Origin of the sequence: Agromyces laixinhei (assembly GCF_006337065.1) — a bacterium.
GTDB lineage: Bacteria > Actinomycetota > Actinomycetes > Actinomycetales > Microbacteriaceae > Agromyces > Agromyces laixinhei.
Genome location: NZ_CP040872.1, coordinates 2,674,267 through 2,691,627 on the forward strand (window position 1 = coordinate 2,674,267; position 17,361 = coordinate 2,691,627).

14 protein-coding genes are annotated in these 17,361 nt (G+C 69.7%); 6 read left to right on the forward strand and 8 right to left on the reverse strand.

What is annotated here, in order from left to right:
- The first annotated feature begins 40 nt into the window (after nt 1-40).
- From metX to FHG54_RS12685, 4 genes are all read left to right on the forward strand, one after another.
- The gene (gene metX, locus FHG54_RS12670) at nt 41-1,246 is read left to right on the forward strand and encodes a homoserine O-acetyltransferase MetX (protein ID WP_139417591.1); all 1,206 of its coding nucleotides are present in this window, start codon (nt 41-43) and stop codon (nt 1,244-1,246) included.
- Nucleotides 1,247-1,342: 96 nt separating this feature from the next.
- Nucleotides 1,343-2,500 (forward strand): sensor histidine kinase, encoded by a 1,158-nt coding sequence (locus tag FHG54_RS12675; protein WP_139417592.1) that lies wholly within the window; start codon nt 1,343-1,345, stop codon nt 2,498-2,500.
- On the forward strand, nt 2,497-3,762 hold the full coding sequence (locus tag FHG54_RS12680; protein ID WP_139417593.1) for a hypothetical protein: 1,266 nt from the start codon (nt 2,497-2,499) through the stop codon (nt 3,760-3,762). Before FHG54_RS12675 ends, FHG54_RS12680 begins: the two co-directional genes overlap by 4 nt.
- On the forward strand, nt 3,759-4,409 hold the full coding sequence (locus FHG54_RS12685; protein WP_139417594.1) for a response regulator transcription factor: 651 nt from the start codon (nt 3,759-3,761) through the stop codon (nt 4,407-4,409). The genes FHG54_RS12680 and FHG54_RS12685 overlap by 4 nt, the downstream gene beginning before the upstream one ends.
- Nucleotides 4,410-4,447: 38 nt before the next feature.
- On the opposite strand, the gene FHG54_RS12690 is transcribed toward FHG54_RS12685, so the two are convergent.
- The 4 genes from FHG54_RS12690 to FHG54_RS12705 are packed head-to-tail and all read right to left on the reverse strand — an operon-like array spanning nt 4,448 to nt 8,362.
- On the reverse strand, nt 4,448-5,722 hold the full coding sequence (locus tag FHG54_RS12690; RefSeq protein ID WP_139417595.1) for an MFS transporter: 1,275 nt from the start codon (nt 5,720-5,722) through the stop codon (nt 4,448-4,450).
- A gap of 53 nt (nt 5,723-5,775) precedes the next feature.
- Complete coding sequence (locus FHG54_RS12695) at nt 5,776-6,135, reverse strand: thiamine-binding protein (protein WP_139417596.1); 360 nt, start codon at nt 6,133-6,135, stop codon at nt 5,776-5,778.
- 12 nt (nt 6,136-6,147) lie between these two features.
- Nucleotides 6,148-7,470, reverse strand: coding sequence for a glycosyltransferase 87 family protein (locus tag FHG54_RS12700; protein ID WP_139417597.1), 1,323 nt, complete (start codon nt 7,468-7,470; stop codon nt 6,148-6,150).
- 43 nt (nt 7,471-7,513) lie between these two features.
- The gene (locus FHG54_RS12705) at nt 7,514-8,362 is read right to left on the reverse strand and encodes an ADP-dependent NAD(P)H-hydrate dehydratase (RefSeq protein WP_139417598.1); all 849 of its coding nucleotides are present in this window, start codon (nt 8,360-8,362) and stop codon (nt 7,514-7,516) included.
- Nucleotides 8,363-8,385: 23 nt separating this feature from the next.
- Between FHG54_RS12705 and FHG54_RS12710 the strand changes: the two genes are divergently transcribed.
- The gene (locus FHG54_RS12710; RefSeq protein WP_139417599.1) at nt 8,386-9,024 is read left to right on the forward strand and encodes an HAD family hydrolase; all 639 of its coding nucleotides are present in this window, start codon (nt 8,386-8,388) and stop codon (nt 9,022-9,024) included.
- A 77-nt stretch (nt 9,025-9,101) separates the two neighbouring features.
- Here FHG54_RS12710 and FHG54_RS12715 read toward each other — a convergent pair whose 3' ends face one another.
- The 4 genes from FHG54_RS12715 to guaB1 all read right to left on the reverse strand — a co-directional run bounded on the left by FHG54_RS12715 (nt 9,102) and on the right by guaB1 (nt 13,452).
- A complete protein-coding gene (locus tag FHG54_RS12715) occupies nt 9,102-9,476 on the reverse strand; it encodes a VOC family protein (protein ID WP_139417600.1) in 375 nt (124 codons plus the stop codon).
- Nucleotides 9,477-9,519: 43 nt separating this feature from the next.
- On the reverse strand, nt 9,520-10,557 hold the full coding sequence (locus FHG54_RS12720; protein WP_139417601.1) for a hemolysin family protein: 1,038 nt from the start codon (nt 10,555-10,557) through the stop codon (nt 9,520-9,522).
- Complete coding sequence (locus FHG54_RS12725; protein ID WP_139417602.1) at nt 10,554-11,882, reverse strand: hemolysin family protein; 1,329 nt, start codon at nt 11,880-11,882, stop codon at nt 10,554-10,556. Before FHG54_RS12725 ends, FHG54_RS12720 begins: the two co-directional genes overlap by 4 nt.
- Before the next feature lie 130 nt (nt 11,883-12,012).
- On the reverse strand, nt 12,013-13,452 hold the full coding sequence (guaB1, locus tag FHG54_RS12730; protein ID WP_139417603.1) for a GMP reductase: 1,440 nt from the start codon (nt 13,450-13,452) through the stop codon (nt 12,013-12,015).
- 156 nt (nt 13,453-13,608) lie between these two features.
- On the opposite strand from guaB1, the gene FHG54_RS12735 reads away from it, so the two are divergent.
- Complete coding sequence (locus FHG54_RS12735; RefSeq protein WP_139417604.1) at nt 13,609-17,337, forward strand: multifunctional oxoglutarate decarboxylase/oxoglutarate dehydrogenase thiamine pyrophosphate-binding subunit/dihydrolipoyllysine-residue succinyltransferase subunit; 3,729 nt, start codon at nt 13,609-13,611, stop codon at nt 17,335-17,337.
- Nucleotides 17,338-17,361 lie beyond the last annotated feature (24 nt).

Below are 17,361 nucleotides of genomic sequence, written 5' to 3' on the forward strand. Positions count from 1 at the left end.
CAAACGACGGCGGACTCCGAGACTCCGGGAGAATCGAAGCATGGACTGGCAGACGACGGCCGACGCGGTGCCCGCGAGCATCGTCACCGAGGCGCGCGTCGCGTCGCTGGCCGGCCGCGCCCCCGCGACGGGCGCCTGGCGCGACGGCGATGCGGTCGGCGACCGCCGATTCGCAGACATCGGCGAGGTGCCCCTCGAATCGGGCCGGGTGCTTCCCGCCGCACGCATCGCCTACGAGCAGTGGGGCACGCTCTCCCCCGCGCGCGACAACGCGATCCTCGTGCTGCACGCACTCACCGGCGACAGCCACGTGACCGGTCCGGCGGGCAGGGCCCATCCGAGCTCGGGCTGGTGGCCAGGCATCGTCGGCCCCGGACTCGCGATCGACACCGATCGTTGGTTCGTCGTCGCCCCGAACGTGCTCGGCGGGTGCCAGGGCTCCACCGGGCCCGCTTCGCTCGCGCCAGACCGTGCGGAGTGGGGCATCCGGTTCCCCTTCCTCACCATCCGCGATCAGGTGCGCGCGCAGATCGCCTTCGCGCGCGAACTCGGCATCGAGCGCTTCGCCGCGGTCGTCGGCGGCTCGATGGGTGCCATGCACGTGCTCGAGTGGGCGATCATGGCCCCCGGCGCGGTGGAGCGCATCGCAGTGCTCGCAGCCCCTGCGACGACATCCGCAGATCAGATCGCCCTGAACTCGGTGCAGATCGAGGCGATCCGCACCGACCCGGCATTCCGCGGCGGCGAATACTACGACGCGCCCGACGGCGACGGTCCGACGCGCGGTCTCGCCCTCGCGCGGCGCATGGCGATGCTGAACTATCGCACTGCCGACGAGCTCAACCAGCGATTCGCCCGCAGTTGGCAATCCGACCTCGACCCGCTCGGCGGCGATGGTCGTTTCGCCGTCGAGTCCTATCTCGACTTCCACGGCAACAAGTTCACGCGCCGCTTCGACGCGAACAGCTACATCGTGCTCACGCAGGCGATGAACTCGCACGACATCGGCCGGGGTCGCGGCGGCACCGCGGCGGCGCTCGCGCTCGTCGAGGCTCGCAGCCTCGTGCTCGGCATCGACAGCGATCGCTACTTCCCGCTCGGCGGGCAGGAGATGATCGCGGCCGGTCTTCGCGGCAGCGTGCACGGCTCCTCCCCCGTCGTCGTCTCCTCCGAGTACGGCCACGACGCCTTCCTCATCGAAGACGAGGCGATCGCCGCCGCGATCGGCGAACTGCTCACCGCATGACGCGTCGCAGTTCTCCCGCGAAACGGCCCGATTCCGCTACCCTTCGAGAGTGACGGCGCGGGAATCCGCAGGCGCCGATCACGCCGAGGCGGTGTCATGAAGCGCATCCAGAAGGAACGCGACCGGTTGCTCCGGAAGCTCACGAGGGTCTCAGGGCTCAGCGGCGCGATCGGCGCATTCGTCTGCCTCCTCGTGCCCGGTGCCTCGACGGGCGTCGAACTCGCACTCGCCGCAGTGCTGAGCGCGGGTGCCGGCGTCTGCATCATGCTGCACACGGCGCGGGGTGCACTCCTGCCGGCTCTGGGTGCCGTCGCATGCGCGATCGCCCTCGTGAGCGTGCTGGGCGCGGCTCCGGTGCTCGACCCGGTCGCTGTGGCCGCGATGGCCGTCACCGCGGCGATGACGGCATCTTCGGTCGCGATCACGCTCATCGTGCGGGCCGACGGACCGTACCTCGTGCTCGCCCTGGCCGCGGCGACGCTCATCGCCGTGGGAGTCGTCGCGGCGACCGGGCACTCGATGGAGGCCGTGGCCGTCGGCACGCTCATGGGCTGGGCGGCGAATGCCTCGATCGGCATCTGGCTCGACCGATCGATCGCGACGGCTTCCGAGCGCATCGGCGAGGTCGGCCGCGCGCACGAGGCGGAGCGATTGGCGAGCGAACTCGAATCGCAGCAACGTCAGGACGCACGAGTACTGCACGACACCGTGCTCGCCACGCTCAGTCTTCTCGCACACTCGGGCGTCGGCGTCGGCGCCAGCGCGCTTCGCCAGCAGGCGGGCGACGATGCGCGCCTCCTCAGGCAGCTCCGGTTGGGCGCGCCGCTCGACCGCGGGTCGACCACCGTGTTCTCTCCCGAGTCCGATGACGAAAGCCTGAGCATGACCTTCGAGTCGGTGCGTCAGCGGTTCGCGCGCATGGGCCTCGACGTGAACTGGCATGGCACCGGCCGGCTCGCGCTCCCGCGCGACACCCTCGACGCGCTCCTCGGCGCCGTCGGCGAATGCCTCGAGAACGTGCGCCGGCATGCCGGCGTCACCGAGGCCGACGTCACCGTGAGCGACGACGACCGAACGGTACGCGCGATGGTCACCGACGCCGGCACGGGCTTCGAACCCGGCACCGTCGACGGCGCCCGCCTCGGATATGCGGAGTCGGTCGTCGGCCGGCTGCAGATGGTCGGCGGCCGCGCCAGGATCTTCTCCTCGCCCGGCTCGGGCACGACCGTGATGCTCGAGGTGCCGAAACCGTGAGCGAACCGCAGATCGCGACGACGACCGTCGGACGGGCGTTCCGCCGGCCGTCCCGCTCGGCACGAGCTGCGGGCGATGTGCGCGACAGCCACGGCGGTCGGCGCCTGGCCACCGGCATCACGATCGCCGCCGCACTCGTCATCATCGGGCACCTCGCGCATGCGGTGATGATCGCGCCGGTCTTCCCTCCCGGCCCGGGACCATGGCCGGCGTGGCTCGCGATCGTCGGCGTCGTCGGCGTCGGGGTGATCTCCCGGTTGGTGTCACGCCTCACCCCGCTGCCCGACGTGCTGTACGTGGTGCTCCTCTGCGCGCTCATCGTGCCCGTGTGGCTCGACATCTCCGCGACGATGGGGCTGCTGCACCTCGGCGTCACGCCGACCGCTGCGGCCGCGACCGGCGCGGTGCTGATGCCGGTGGCGGCGATCCGGGGCACTCGCGTTCCGCTGGTGGTCTCGTGCGCGATCGGCGCCGTGATCGCCGTCTCGGCGCTGTTCCAGATCTCGACGGCAGGGCACTACACCGTGACGGGGCTCGCGGTCGCGGCATCCGCCGTTCTGCCGACGGTCGTCGCCGTGATCGCGATCAACGGGTTCCGGCGACTCGTCCGGCGCGAACTCGACCTCTCACTCGTGCAGAGCACCGTCACGACGCCGCGCACTGCGGTGGGGATGCGCGCCTCCGAGGAGCTCGCGCAACTCGACTTCGACGCTGAGTCGCTGCTCGACGACGTCGGTTCGGGGCGCGTCGCACTGCCGCTGCCCCCTGAGACCGCCGAACGGGCCGGCGGGCTCGCCGCCCGGCTCCGGGTGCGTCTCATCGAGGGGCGCAACGACACCTGGCTCCGGCACGCGGTGACCGAGTCGGCCTATCTCAGCAATCGGGTCACCGTCGACGACCCGGGAGGCCTCGCGGGGCTGCTCGATCATGACCAGCGCGACGGGCTGCTGCTGGCGCTGTGGTTTCTCATCGGCGAGCCGTCGAAGGGCGCCGCGGTGCTCGCCGCCCAGGTCACCTGCCGCGAACCCGAGGATACCGCCGACCCGAAATCGCCCGATGTACTGCTCTCGATCGACGTCTCAGGTGTCGTTCGACGACGCGTCGCGGCGGCAACGTGGGATGCAGTCGATACAGTCGGTACGTACACTGTCGTTGCGGGAGCCGAATCCTTCCGGATCGACATCGAATGTCGAGCCGACCCGAGCGTCTCGACAGGCGCCACGGCCGTCCGAAGGGCGACTCGACCGAGGGGGACCCGATGACTGAGACTGCTCCGCCGATCCGTCTGGCGATCGTCGACGATCATCGCATGCTCCTCGGTGCGCTCTCGGAGTGGATCCGCACGGCCGCGCCCGACATCGACCTGCTCGCGGCGGTGCCCTCCTGGTCCGAGCTCCTCGCCCACCCCGAGTTCCCCGTCGACGTCGTGCTCCTCGACCTCGACCTCCGCGACAACATCCCCATCTCGCTGAAGCTGTCGATGCTGAAGTCGGCCGGTGTGCAGACCATGCTCATGAGCACGTACTCCGAGCCCGCGGTCGTGCGCGAAGCGCTCGGTTCGGGTGCGCTCGGCTACCTCGTGAAGTCCGAACCGGTCGAGACGATCATCGAGGCGATCCGCGCCGCTCGCCTCGGCGAGTCCTACCTCACGCCCGAACTCGAGCTCGCGCTGACCGACGAGGGCACGGCCCCGAAGCTCTCGGCGCAGGAGCGCCGGGTGATGGCGCTCTACGGTGCCGGCCAGCCGGTCAAGGCCGTGGCCTTCCAGCTCGGCATCTCCGAAGAGACGGCGAAGAGCTACCTCAAGCGCATCCGCGAGAAGTACCGCACGTCGGGCTACGACGTCGGCACGAAGGTCGCACTGCGCAAACGCGCGATCCTCGACGGCATCCTGCTCCAGTCCGACTGAGTCGGAGTGCCGCGCTCGTCAACGCGCACGAGCGCCCGTCACGACTCGACGGCGGCGAATGCGCCGGTCTTGTGCGGCACCGGTATCCCGCGGCGAACGCGCGAGCGGTCGAGGGCGAACGACCCCACGGCGAGCATCGCTCCGGCGACCGTCAGCATGAGCCCGATCCAGACGGGCGCGATGTAGCCGAGGCCGCCCGCGATCGCGAGGCCGCCGAGCAGGGCGCCGAGGCTGTTGCCGATGTTCAGTGCCGAGTGGTTCAGCGCCGCGGCGATCGACTGGCTGTCTCGTGCGACATCCATGAGGCGAGCCTGAATCGTCGGTGAGAGGGCGGAGGATGCCCCGCCGACGAGCATGACACCGACGAACAGGCCGACCGGGTGCGTCGCGGTGAACCCGAGCAGCACGAGGGCGCCGGCGAGCACGGCGAAGAAGAGGTACATCGAACGGCGCACGCTCCAGTCGGCGAGGCGCCCGCCCACGAAATTGCCGATGGTCATGCCCACGCCGATGGCGATGAGCACGACCGGCACGAGTACCTCGGGAAGCCCGGTCACGTCGGTTGCGAGCGGAGCGACGTAGCTGTAGACCGCGAAGAGCCCGCCGAAGCCGATCGCGCCGATGCCGAGGGCGAACCAGACCTGGGCTCGGGTGAACGCCTGCAGTTCGCGCCGCATCGTCGCACCCGGGTCGCCGGCCTGCCAGGGCACGGCGGTGAGCACGGCGACGAAGGTGAGGGCGAAGATCGCCGCAACGGCGAGGTAGGCGATGCGCCACCCGGCGAGCTGGCCCAGCCACGTGATCGCCGGTACGCCGACGACGTTCGCGATCGTGAGACCCGAGAGCACGAGCGCCACTCCTCGTGCGCGCTTGCCCGGTCCCATGAGGCTCGCCGCGACGAGGGACGCGATGCCGAAGTACGCGCCGTGCGGCAGCGCCGAGACGAAGCGCGCGATGAGCACGAGTTCGAACGTCGGCAGCACGGCGGAGGCGATCGTGCCGAGCGTGAACGCGGTCACCAGGGCGAGCAGCAGTCGCTTCCGCGGCCAGCGGGCCGCAGCAGCTGCGATCGTGGGCGCGCCCACGACGACGCCGAGGGCGTAGGCCGAGATGATCCACCCCGCACTCGCGTTCGCTGCGGCCGTCGACTCCGCGGCGAGTTCGGGCAGCAGGTCGAGAGCGATGTCGGGCAGCAGCCCCATCGCAACGAACTCGGTCGCGCCGATGCCGAAGCCGCCGAGGGCGAGCGCGAGCAGCGCGAAACGGATGCGGGCCGGCGACAGTGTCGTCGGCCCGTCGACGGGGTGGGTCATCCGTTGATTCTGCCACAGAATCGAAACGATTCGATCCTGCGCGCGTTCGCGACTCAGGCGTCGGGGCCGGCGCCCGCGTCCGCGTTCGCGTTCGCGTTCGCGTTCGCGTCGAGCCTGTCGATCGCACTCCCGAGTCGCTCGAGCTTGCCGTCGAGCTCACCCGAATACCCCGGGCGGATGTCGGCCTTCAGCACGAGCGACACCCTCGAGCCGTACTCGCCGACGGCCTCGGTGGCGCGGCGCACGACGTCGAAGACCTCGTTCCACTCACCCTCGATCGTCGTGAACATCGCGTCGGTGCGGTTCGGCAGGCCCGACTCTCGCACGATGCGCACCGCCGCGGCGACCGCGTCGTGCACCGACCCGTCGCTTCTGCCCGTGCCGCTCGGCGCGACTGAGAATGCCACCAGCATGTTCGGTCTCCTTCAGCTCTCGTCAGAGACCATTGTGTCGCGCGCCACTTCCCCGCGCACACCGCCGACGCGGGCCGGGGCATCGCGAGGTGCCGACCCGCGTCGTGCGCCGGCCCGCCACAGCGCGCCGACACCCCAGACGAGGAGCGCCGCGAGCAGCAGCGACTTGACCGTGAGCAGCAGGACGAAGGCCGGATCGGCGATCAGGAGCCATCCGTACCAGTAGGGGTAGATGACGTGCGTGAAGAGCGCGACCGCCGCGGCCATGAACGCCGGAACCATGAAGCGGGCGGGGCGGAAGACGAGCCCGAGCACGATCGGGGCGGCGAGCCACGTGACGAACTGCGGCGAACCGACCTTGTTCGCGAGCATGAGCACGACGACGAGGCTCACCGCGAGCGGCGGCAGCAGCAGTCCGAAGGCGGCACCGCGACGCGCGGCACGGATGCCGATGAGCACGACGGCGAGCACCCCGAGCGCCATGAACGGCGTGGTCAGTGCCGCCGCGGCATCCGCCCCCGGGCCGTCGATCTGGAACGTCAGGATCTGGCGGTCGTAGACGATCTCGACCGACTCGGAACCGGCCACGATCTGCCAGAGCCAGGCGACCGCGAGCGGCGCCTCGATCTGCAGCCCCCGCCCGGCCTGCTCGGCGATGAAGCCGACGGCGTTCGACCCGGCGCCGGCGATGAGGCTCACGCCGACGATGCCGGCGCTGAGCGACAGCGCCACGGTGAGCACCTCGAGCCGCCGGCGCGCCGCGATCACGAGCGCGGCGACGAGGGCGGCGGGCCAGACCTTGATCCAGGCACCGACCGTGAGCAGCACCGTGGCCACCCGCGGCCGGCCGGCCGCCCAGAGCAGTCCCGTGATCGCGAACGGCACCGTGATCGCGTCGATGCGGCCGAAGGCGATCGGGCCCAGCACGGCGAGGAAGCCGAGCCACCACCAGGCCGCGATCCGTCGCGGGCGCGAGAGCCTCGCGCGGCCGATGAGCACGCTGAACGCGATGCCGTTCAGCACCGTGACGATCGCGAGCCAGGTCTGCGCGTAGAACGCCGCCCCGAATGCGAGCGCCGCCGTCATCGGGGCGAACGCGAGGATCGGATAGACCCAGGGCGCATCGATGCCCATGCGCACCCAGCCGCTGGAGGCGTTCTCGGCCCACACCCGGTACACTGCCGTCACGTCGCCGAGCGGGTAGCCGGGGCCGGCGAGGTTCAGCCAGATGATCACGGCGTGCACGAGGGCGAAGCCCGCCCAGAGTGCGGCGCGCGAGCCGAGCAGTGAGCGGATGCCGCGCGCGGATGCCTCGCGCCCGACCCCGTCCGTCATGGCGAAGAGCCTAGCCGAGCGTGACGTGCCGCCACGCGCCCGATCAGCGCGACAGCAGCGCTCCGACCACCCGCGGCACCTGCTCGGCGACGTCGAGCGCCGTGACCGGGCCGCCGCCGACCGCGGCGGTCGCGAGTCGTGCTGCCTCGCCGTGCATCCACGCCGCGGTCGCCGCGAGCGAGGTGAGCACCTCGGCGTTGGCCCCGATCTGCTGGTGATGGGTGGCGACGAGCGCCCCGAGGATGCCGCCGAGCACGTCACCGGTGCCGGCGGAGGCCAGCCAGTGCGTCGGTGCGGTGATCGTGTACCGGTCGCCGTCGGGGTCGCAGACGTGTGTGACGGCACCCTTCAGGAGTACGGCGACCCCGAGTTCCCTGGCAGCCCTGAACGCCCACTCCGCGGGAGCATCGCGCACCTGCGCGATGCTCGTCTCGATCTCGCGTGAGGCGAGCAGCACGGCCAGCTCCCTCGCGTGCGGGGTGATCACGGTCGGCGCCGTGTGCGTACCGACGAGATCGAGCGCCCCGGCGTCGAGCACGACCGGAAGCCGGGAGGCGAGCGCCCCCTGCAGGTCGCCGAGCAGCATGAACGAGCGCCGCCCGGTGTCGATGCCGGAGCCGATGAACCACGCCTGCACTCGGCCCGGCGAGGTCACGGTTTCGGGGCGGCGCGCGAGCACGGCGGTGCGCACCGCGCGCGGCCCCGTGTAGCGCACCATGCCGAGGCCGGCCCGGTGCGCGGCCTCGACCGCGAGCACCGCGGCACCCGGGTAGTCGGGCGAGCCCGCGACGATGCCGAGCACGCCGCGGGAGTACTTGTCGTCGTCCGAGGCCGGGGCCGCGATCCACTCGGCCGCATCGGCGGCGGTCCATTCCTGCCACGGCGTCGTCATGCTCCAACGATAGGTTGAGGAGGATGACTTCGACATCTCCCGCACCGATCAGTCTCGCTCCCCGCGTCGTCGTGTTCGACTACGGGGAAGTCATCTCACGCGAACCGAGTGGCGCCGACCGTGCCGCGCTCGTCGAGCGGGCGGGTGCGTCTTCGAACCCCGAGCCGTTCTGGGCGGCGTACTGGGTCCACCGCCAGGGCCTCGATCGCGGAACGACCTCGATCGCGGAGTACTGGGCGGCCGTCGCCGACGACCTCGGCGCGAAATGGACGCCGATCGACGTGCACGAGCTCTGGGCGATCGATCACCGCGGATGGCTCTCGGTCGACCCCGGAACCCTCGGCGTGCCGCACGCCCTTGTCGCGGGCGGCACCCGGCTCGCACTCCTCTCGAACGCCGGCGCGGACTTCTCGGGCTGGCTGCGACACGGCTCGTTCGCACCGCTCTTCGACCGCGTGTTCGTGAGCGGTGAGCTCGAACTGGTCAAGCCCGACGCCGCGATCTACGAGCACGTCATCGATGAGCTCGGCATCGCGGCATCCGACTTCGTCTTCGTCGACAACAGGGCCGAGAATGTCGAGGGCGCGCTGGCAGTCGGCGGCGAGGGGCATGTGTTCACGGATGCCGCGGCGCTCGAGTCCTGGCTTCGCGATCTCGCCTGAGCCTGGTGTTCGAGCCGGAGCCGGGCCTCGGCGCCGGGCCCGAGTCAGGCCCCTGAACAGGCGCCCGGCGACCGGGATCAGCTGCGCTGCCCGAGCGCGATGATGTTGCCCTCGCTGTCGTCGAACCAGGCGGTGCGCATGCCTCCTTCGTCGATGACGCCGTTCTCGGTCTTCACCCCGGGCAGGTCGTACTCGTTGAATGTGACGCCCCGATCACGCAGCGTCGCCATGTCGCGATCGAGGTCGTCGGTGTCGATGCCGAGCGCCGTGTTCTGCGCCGTGCCCGCGAACTGCGTCTCGTAGACGAGCACCGGGGTCGGGCCGAGGCGGAGCATCACGCCGCCGGGCGAGTCATCGACCGGGTCGATGTCGAAGACGGTCTTCCACCAGCGCTTGGCGCGCTCGAGGTCTGAGGCCGGCAGCACGGCATAGACTTGAGCAGACTCGAACATGATAGAACCTCATCTCTCGGGTCGTGCCGAGTCTACGCCCGGCTCAGCCCCGCCGCGTCGCGTCCTGCACCTCGCCGACGAGTTCCTCGATGATGTCCTCGAGGAAGATGACCCCGGTCGTGGCACCCTGCTCGTCGAACGCCCGTGCGACGTGGGTGCCGAGCCGTCGCATCGTCGACAGCGCATCCTCGAGATCGGTGCCGGCGTAGATCGACACGAGCCGCCGAATCCGCTTCGCGGGGATCGGATCGTCGAACTCGTCCTCATCGAGGTCGATGACGTCTTTCAGGTGCACGTAGCCGTCGGGCTCGCCCGCCTGATCGAGGATCGGATACCGCGAGAACCCGCGACGGGCGACGGCTCGCTCGACATCGGCCGGCGTCACCTCGGCCGGCAGGCTCACGAGCGCGTCGAGCGGCACCGCGACATCCTGCACCCGCTTCGTGGTGAACTCGAACGCCGCAGTGAGCGTGCCGCTCGCGTCGGCGAGCACGCCCTCACGACGCGACTGGTCGACGATCGTCTGCACCTCTTCGAGCGTGAAGGTGGAGGCCGCCTCGTTCTTCGGCTCGACGCCGAAGAGTCGGAGCACCCCGTTCGCCGTCGCGTTCAGCGCGACGATGATCGGCCGGAAGATGCGGGCGACGATCACGAGCGGCGGCGCGAGCAGCAGCACCGCCCGGTCGGGCACCGAGAACGAGAGGTTCTTCGGCACCATCTCACCGAACACGACGTGCAGGTACGACACGAGCACGAGGGTGATGATGAACGCGACCGTCGACACCGCCTCGGCCGACCAACCGGTGAAGTGCAGCGGCACCTCCAGCAGATGGTGGATCGCCGGTTCGGAGACGTTCAGGATCAGCAGCGAGCAGACCGTGATGCCGAGTTGGCTCGTCGCCAGCATCAGGGTCGCGTGCTCCATCGCCCAGAGTGCCGTCTTCGCGCTTCGCCTGCCCTGCTCGGCGAGCGGCTCGATCTGCGAGCGCCGCGCCGAGATGACCGCGAACTCCGCGCCGACGAAGAAGGCATTGACGACGAGCAGCACGATCAGCCATGCGATGCCGGCCCAGTCGCTCATCGCGCTCCCCCATCCGATTCGTCGGGGCTCGGCAACGGGTTCGGCACGAACCGCACGCGGTCGATGCGCCGCCCGTCGAGCCGTTGCACGACGAGCGTGCCGTCGTCGATGAGCACTTCGTCGCCGACGAGGGGCAGTCGCCCGAGCTCGGCCATGACGAATCCGGCCACGGTCTCGTAGTCTCCGTTCTCGGGTACGCGGATGCCGGTGCGCTCGAGCAGCTCGTCGGGTCGCAGTATTCCGGGGAAGCTCACGTGGTCGCCGCGGCGCACGATGCCCGCACGACTGCGGTCGTGCTCGTCGGAGACCTCGCCGACGAGTTCCTCCACGAGGTCCTCGAGCGTCGTGACGCCGGCCGTGCCGCCGTACTCGTCGACGACGACGGCCATCTGGTACCCGCGCCCGCGCAGTTCGCCGAGCAGGGTGTCGAGCTTCATGGTCTCGGGCACCCGCAGCGCGGCGGACTGCAGCGCAGACGCGGGCACCTCGCCGCGCTTCTCGCGCGGAACGGCCACCGCTTGCTTGACGTGCACGAGGCCCACGACGTCGTCGAGATTGTCGTCGTACACGGGGAACCTGGAGTACCCGGTGGTGCGGGCGAGTTCGAGCACTGCCTCTGCGGGCTCCTGCCGCTGCACCGCGGCGACCGCGGGGCGGGGGGTCATGACGTCGGACGCATCGTGGTCGGCGAACCGCAGTGTGCGACCGAGCAGCGTCGCGGTGTCCTTCTCGAGCAGGCCGGCACTCGCGGAGCGGCGCACGAGCGACGAGAGTTCTTCGGCCGAGCGCGCCCCCGACAGCTCTTCTTTCGGCTCGATGCCGAATGCGCGCAGCATGCCGTTCGCGCTGCCGTTCAGCAACGAGATCGCGGGCCGGAACACCCAGGTGAACGCCGTCTGGAACGGGATGACGAGCACGGCGGTCTGCCGCGGCAGAGCGAGCGCGAAGTTCTTCGGCACGAGTTCGCCGATCACCATCGACAGCAACGTGGCGACCACGATCGCGGTGATCGTGCCGACGGGCGACACGAACGATTCGGGCACCCCGACGGCGGTCAGGGGGCCCGCCAGGAGCGAGGAGATCGCCGGCTCCATCGTGTATCCGGTGAGCAGCGTGGTCAGCGTGATGCCGAGCTGCGCGCTCGACAGGTGCGTCGAGGTGATCTTCAGCGCCGAGATCGTGAGGCCCAGCCTCGTCTCGCCGCGCGCACGCCGAGCTTCGAGGTCGGCTCGATCGAGATTGACGAGCGCGAACTCGCTGGCGACGAACAAGCCCGTGCCGATCGTGAGGAGGAGTCCGATGCCGAGGAGTATCCACTCAGACATCTCCGCCTCCGCGAGCAGTCACGAGCGGGGGTCTATGACCGGGGGAAGCGGCAGAGGGGGGTTCATCCATTGTCGCTTCATCATATCCGCACGATCCGCACGAACCCGCGTGATCACGCGAACTTCGCGATCACCAACTGACCGGAAGCGCCTTGCCCTCTTCGTACCCGGCGGCCGACTGGATGCCGACGAGCGCGCGGTCGCGGAACTCCTCGAGGGTGCGGGCGCCGGCGTAGGTGAACGAGCTGCGCACACCAGAGGTGATCATGTCGAGCAGGTCCTCGATCGAGGGCCGCAACGGGTCGAGCGAGATCGTCGATGACGAGATCCCTTCGGCGAAGAGTTCCTTGCGGGCGAGTTCATAGGGCGAGAGACGGTCGAAGCGCTCGCGCACGGCTTTCGTCGAGGCCATGCCCCAGCTCTCCTTGAAGAGGCGACCGGATGCATCGCGCCGCAGCAGGCCCGGCGCCTCGATGGTGCCCGCGAACCACGACCCGATCATGACGGAGGCGGCGCCGGCCGCGAGCGCGAGCGCGACGTCGCGGGGGTAGCGCACCCCGCCGTCGGCCCAGACGGCCGCGCCGAGCTCGCGTGCCGCTGCAGCGGTCTCGAGCACTGCCGAGAACTGGGGCCGCCCGACCGCGGTCATCATGCGAGTGGTGCACATGGCCCCGGGCCCGACGCCGACCTTCAGCACGTCGGCGCCCGCCTCGACGAGATCTTCGACGGCGTCGGCGGTCACGACGTTGCCTGCGACGATCGGGATGCCGAGCCCGAGGTCTCGAACGACCCCGACGGCGCGGAGCATTCCCTCCTGGTGCCCGTGCGCCGTGTCGATCACGAGCATGTCGACCCCGGCAGCGGCGAGCGCCGTGGCCTTCGCCGCGACATCCCCGTTGATGCCGACCGCTGCGGCGACACGAAGGCGGCCCTGTGCATCGACGTTCGGCTCGTAGAACGTGCCCCGCAGCGCGCTCCGGCGACTGAGCGTGCCCACCACCCGCCCGTGCTCGAGCACGGGCGCGAACTCGAGTCCGGCCTCGACCATGAGGTCGAACGCCCGGCGCGGCGTCGAGACGTCGTCGGCGTCGAGCGAGGCGAGCCCGCCGTGCACGAGATCGCCGAGCCTGGCGTCGGGCAGGGCGGTCGCAAGCCGGTCGGCGGGGATGCAGCCGACGTACCCGCCGCGCGAGTCGTGCAGCACGATGCCGTGACCGGCGACCGGCGGCAGCACTTCGAGCGCATCGGCCGCGGTGGCATCCGGGCTGAACTCATGGGGGGTGTCGAAGCGCGGCGACTGCCGCTTGACCGAGCGGATCGCCTCGTCGAGATCCTGCAGGTGCAGGTCCTGCGGCAACACGCCGAGCCCGCCGCGGCGGGCGAGCACGGTCGCGAGGCGAGGGCCGGTGATCGAGTTCATGTTCGCCGACACGATCGGAATCGTGGCACCGGATCCGTCGTCGGGCGCGAGCGAGACGTCGAGCCTGCTGGTGACGCCGGACCGGCTCGGCACGAGGAACACGTCGGAGTAGGTGAGGTCATGGCTGGGCGTCGTCCGGTAGAACTCCATGCCCGCCACGCTACCGCCGCGCCGTGGTGGGCGCTCGGTGCTCCGGGCGCGTTCTCGGGGGATTAGGCTTGAAGGCGGTGATCGCCCTGCCCGCGCAGCGGCATCGCCGACACTGCAGGTTATTCCAGCATCAACGGAGAGAGTGGGCGAAAGGCTGTGTCGAGCCAATTGACCGGATCGGGTTCCGACGAGACGACGTCGGGCGAATACGGAGCCAACGAGTGGCTCGTCGACGAGATGTACGAGAAGTTCGTCGTCGATCCGCAATCGGTCGACAAGACGTGGTGGCCGGTGCTCGAGCATTACCGCCAGGTGAAGACCGAGGGTGCCGCCGGGCCCGCCGCCACCGCAGAGCAGGCCACTGCAGCAGAGCCCGCCGCCGCAGCAGAGCCGGCGTCGCCGGTGACGGCTCCGATACCGGTCATGGGCCAGACCCCGGCCGCGCGCACGACGTCGGTGGCCCCTCGCACGCAGCCGGTGCCGGCCGATGTGCCGGTCACGAGCCCGCAGCCGGTCGTCGTCGACGGCGACACGCTGAAGAAAGACGAGATCGTCACCCTCAAGGGCATGCCGAAGGCGCTCGCCACCAACATGGACGCCTCGCTCACCGTGCCGACCGCGACGAGCGTCCGCACGATCCCCGCGAAGCTCATCATCGACAACCGCATCGTGATCAACAATCACCTTCGGCGCTCCCGCGGCGGCAAGATCTCGTTCACGCATCTCATCGGGTGGGCGCTCATCCAGGCGCTCAAGGAGTTCCCGAGCCAGAACGTCTACTACTCGGAGCCCGACGGCAAGCCCAGCCTCGTGAAGCCCGCGCACGTCGGCCTCGGCATCGCGATCGACATTCCGAAGCCCGACGGCACGCGTGCCCTGCTCGTCCCCGCGATCAAGCGCGCCGAGACGATGACCTTCAACGAGTACCTCGCGGCTTACGAAGACCTCGTGCAGCGTGCCCGCCAGAACAAGCTCAAGGCCGACGACTTCGCCGGCGCCACGATCTCGCTCACGAACCCGGGCGGCATCGGCACCGAGCACTCCGTGCCGCGTCTCATGAAGGGCCAGGGCTGCATCATCGGCGCCGGCGCCCTCGAGTACCCGGCCGAGTTCCAGGGCTCCTCCGAGAGGACCCTCGCGAACCTCGCGATCGGCAAGACCATCACCCTGACCTCGACCTACGATCACCGCGTCATCCAGGGCGCAGGGTCGGGCGAGTTCCTCAAGAAGGTGCACGAACTCCTGATCGGCCAGCGAGGCTTCTACGAGAACCTGTTCGCCGAGCTCCGTCTGCCCTACGAGCCGATCCGGTGGGCGCCCGACATCTCGGTCGACATCGCGAGCGCCATCGACAAGACCGCTCGCGTGCAAGAACTCATCAACGCGTTCCGCGTGCGCGGCCACCTGATGGCCGACATCGACCCGCTCGAGTACGTGCAGCGTTCGCACCCCGACCTCGATATCGCGAGCCACGGCCTGACCTTCTGGGATCTCGATCGCGAGTTCGTCACGGGCGGGTTCGGAGACAAGCGCACCGCCCAGCTCCGCGACATCCTCGGCGTGCTGCGCGACTCGTACTGCCGCACCATCGGCATCGAGTACATGCACATCCAAGACCCGGTGCAGCGCAAGTGGATCCAGAACGAGGTCGAGCGCTCCTATGAGAAGCCGACCCACGACGAGCAGCTGCGCATCCTCGGCAAGCTCAACGAGGCCGAGGCGTTCGAGACCTTCCTCCAGACGAAGTACGTCGGCCAGAAGCGCTTCAGCCTCGAGGGCGGCGAGTCCGTCATCCCGTTGCTCGACGAGATCCTGCAGGGCGCCGCCAGGGAGGGCCTCGACGAGGTCGCCATCGGCATGGCGCACCGTGGCCGGCTCAACGTGCTCACGAACATCGCGGGCAAGACCTACGGCCAGGTGTTCCGCGAGTTCGAGGGCACCCAGCAGTCCAAGGGCTTCTCGGGCTCGGGCGACGTCAAGTACCACCTCGGCACCCGGGGCACCTTCACCGCGAGCGACGGACACCAGATCCCCGTCTCGCTCGCGGCGAACCCCTCTCACCTCGAAGCCGTCGACGGCGTGCTCGAGGGCATCGTTCGCGCGAAGCAGGACCGGAAGCCGATCGGAACGTTCTCGACGGTGCCGATCCTCGTGCACGGCGATGCGGCGATGGCCGGCCAGGGCGTCGTGCTCGAGACGATGCAGATGTCCCAGCTCCGCGGCTACCGCACCGGCGGCACGATCCACGTCGTCGTCAACAACCAGGTCGGGTTCACGACGGTGCCGGGCGACGCCCGCTCGTCGATCTACGCGACGGATGTCGCGAAGACCATCCAGGCGCCGATCTTCCACGTGAACGGCGACGACCCCGAGGCCGCCGTGCGGGTCGCCGAACTCGCGTTCCGCTACCGCCAGGAGTTCAAGCGCGACGTCGTCATCGACCTCGTCTGCTTCCGTCGTCGCGGCCACAACGAGGGCGACGACCCCTCGATGACGCAGCCGCTCATGTACAACCTGATCGAGGCCAAGCGCTCGGTGCGAAAGCTCTACACCGAAGCGCTCGTCGGTCGCGGCGACATCACCGAAGAGGAGTACGAAGAGGCGCACCGCGACTTCCAGGACCGCCTGGAGCGCGCCTTCGCCGAGACGCACGCCGCGCAGACCGGGGCCATCCCGATCCTCGGCGCGACCGACATCGTGGCGCAACCTGAGCCGGTCTCCGGCGAACTCGAGACCACCGGGGTCTCGACCGAGGTCGTGCACGCCGTCGGCGATGCCTTCAACAACAAGCCCGCGGGCTTCACCGTGCACCCGAAGATCCAGCAGCTCCTGACGAAGCGCCTCGACATGAGCCGCAACGGCAAGATCGACTGGAGCTTCGGCGAATTGCTCGCGCTCGGTTCGCTGCTCCTCGAGGGCACCCCGGTGCGCCTCGCCGGCCAGGATTCGCGCCGCGGCACCTTCGTGCAGCGCCATGCCGTGCTGCACGACCGGGTGAACGGTCAGGAGTGGCTGCCGCTGCAGAACCTCTCCGAGAACCAGGCTCGTTTCTGGATCTACGACTCGCTGCTCTCCGAGTACGCCGCGGTGGGCTTCGAGTACGGGTACTCCGTCGAACGGGCCGACGCCCTCGTCATGTGGGAGGCGCAGTTCGGCGATTTCGCGAACGGCGCGCAGACGATCATCGACGAGTTCATCTCCTCGGCCGAGCAGAAGTGGGGCCAGCGCTCTTCGGTCGTGCTGCTGCTGCCGCACGGATACGAAGGCCAGGGCCCCGACCACTCGAGCGCCCGCATCGAACGGTATCTCCAGCTCTGCGCCGAGAACAACATGACCGTCGCGCGCCCCTCGACGCCCGCGTCGTACTTCCACCTCCTGCGTCGCCAGGCCTACGCACGCCCGCGCAAGCCGCTGGTCGTGTTCACCCCCAAGGCGATGCTGCGCCTCCGCGGCGCCACGAGCGAGGTCTCCGACTTCACGCACGGCAGGTTCGAACCGGTCATCGACGATGCCCGCATCAGCGACAAGGCCGCTGTCAAGCGCATCGTGTTCGTCTCGGGCAAGATCTACTACGACCTGATCACCGAACTCGAGAAGCAGCAGAACACCGAGGTCGCGGTCATCCGCCTCGAGCAGCTCTACCCGCTGCCGGCCACCGAGTTGAAGGACGTGGCCGAGACCTACCCGAACGCCGAACTCGTCTGGGCTCAGGACGAGCCCGAGAACCAGGGTGCCTGGCCGTACTTCATCATCGAGACGAACAAGCTCGGCAAGCGCCCGGTACGCGTCCTGGCCCGTACGGCAGCGGCCTCCCCCGCCACCGGTTCCGCGAAGCGTCACGCGGCCGAGCAGGCCGAGCTCGTGCGCAGCGCGACCACGCTCTGAGACCCCCGACGAAGCGAGCGGATG

Bases quoted from the DNA above. Each gene is read 5' to 3' on its own strand.
- metX (WP_139417591.1), top strand. From the start codon at position 41: ATGGACTGGCAGACGACGGCCGACGCGGTGCCCGCGAGCATCGTCACC.
- FHG54_RS12675 (WP_139417592.1), top strand. From the start codon at position 1,343: ATGAAGCGCATCCAGAAGGAACGCGACCGGTTGCTCCGGAAGCTCACG.
- FHG54_RS12685 (WP_139417594.1), top strand. From the start codon at position 3,759: ATGACTGAGACTGCTCCGCCGATCCGTCTGGCGATCGTCGACGATCAT.
- FHG54_RS12690 (WP_139417595.1), bottom strand. From the start codon at position 5,722: ATGACCCACCCCGTCGACGGGCCGACGACACTGTCGCCGGCCCGCATC.
- FHG54_RS12695 (WP_139417596.1), bottom strand. From the start codon at position 6,135: ATGCTGGTGGCATTCTCAGTCGCGCCGAGCGGCACGGGCAGAAGCGAC.
- FHG54_RS12700 (WP_139417597.1), bottom strand. From the start codon at position 7,470: ATGACGGACGGGGTCGGGCGCGAGGCATCCGCGCGCGGCATCCGCTCA.
- FHG54_RS12705 (WP_139417598.1), bottom strand. From the start codon at position 8,362: ATGACGACGCCGTGGCAGGAATGGACCGCCGCCGATGCGGCCGAGTGG.
- FHG54_RS12710 (WP_139417599.1), top strand. From the start codon at position 8,386: ATGACTTCGACATCTCCCGCACCGATCAGTCTCGCTCCCCGCGTCGTC.
- FHG54_RS12715 (WP_139417600.1), bottom strand. From the start codon at position 9,476: ATGTTCGAGTCTGCTCAAGTCTATGCCGTGCTGCCGGCCTCAGACCTC.
- FHG54_RS12720 (WP_139417601.1), bottom strand. From the start codon at position 10,557: ATGAGCGACTGGGCCGGCATCGCATGGCTGATCGTGCTGCTCGTCGTC.
- FHG54_RS12725 (WP_139417602.1), bottom strand. From the start codon at position 11,882: ATGTCTGAGTGGATACTCCTCGGCATCGGACTCCTCCTCACGATCGGC.
- guaB1 (WP_139417603.1), bottom strand. From the start codon at position 13,452: ATGGAGTTCTACCGGACGACGCCCAGCCATGACCTCACCTACTCCGAC.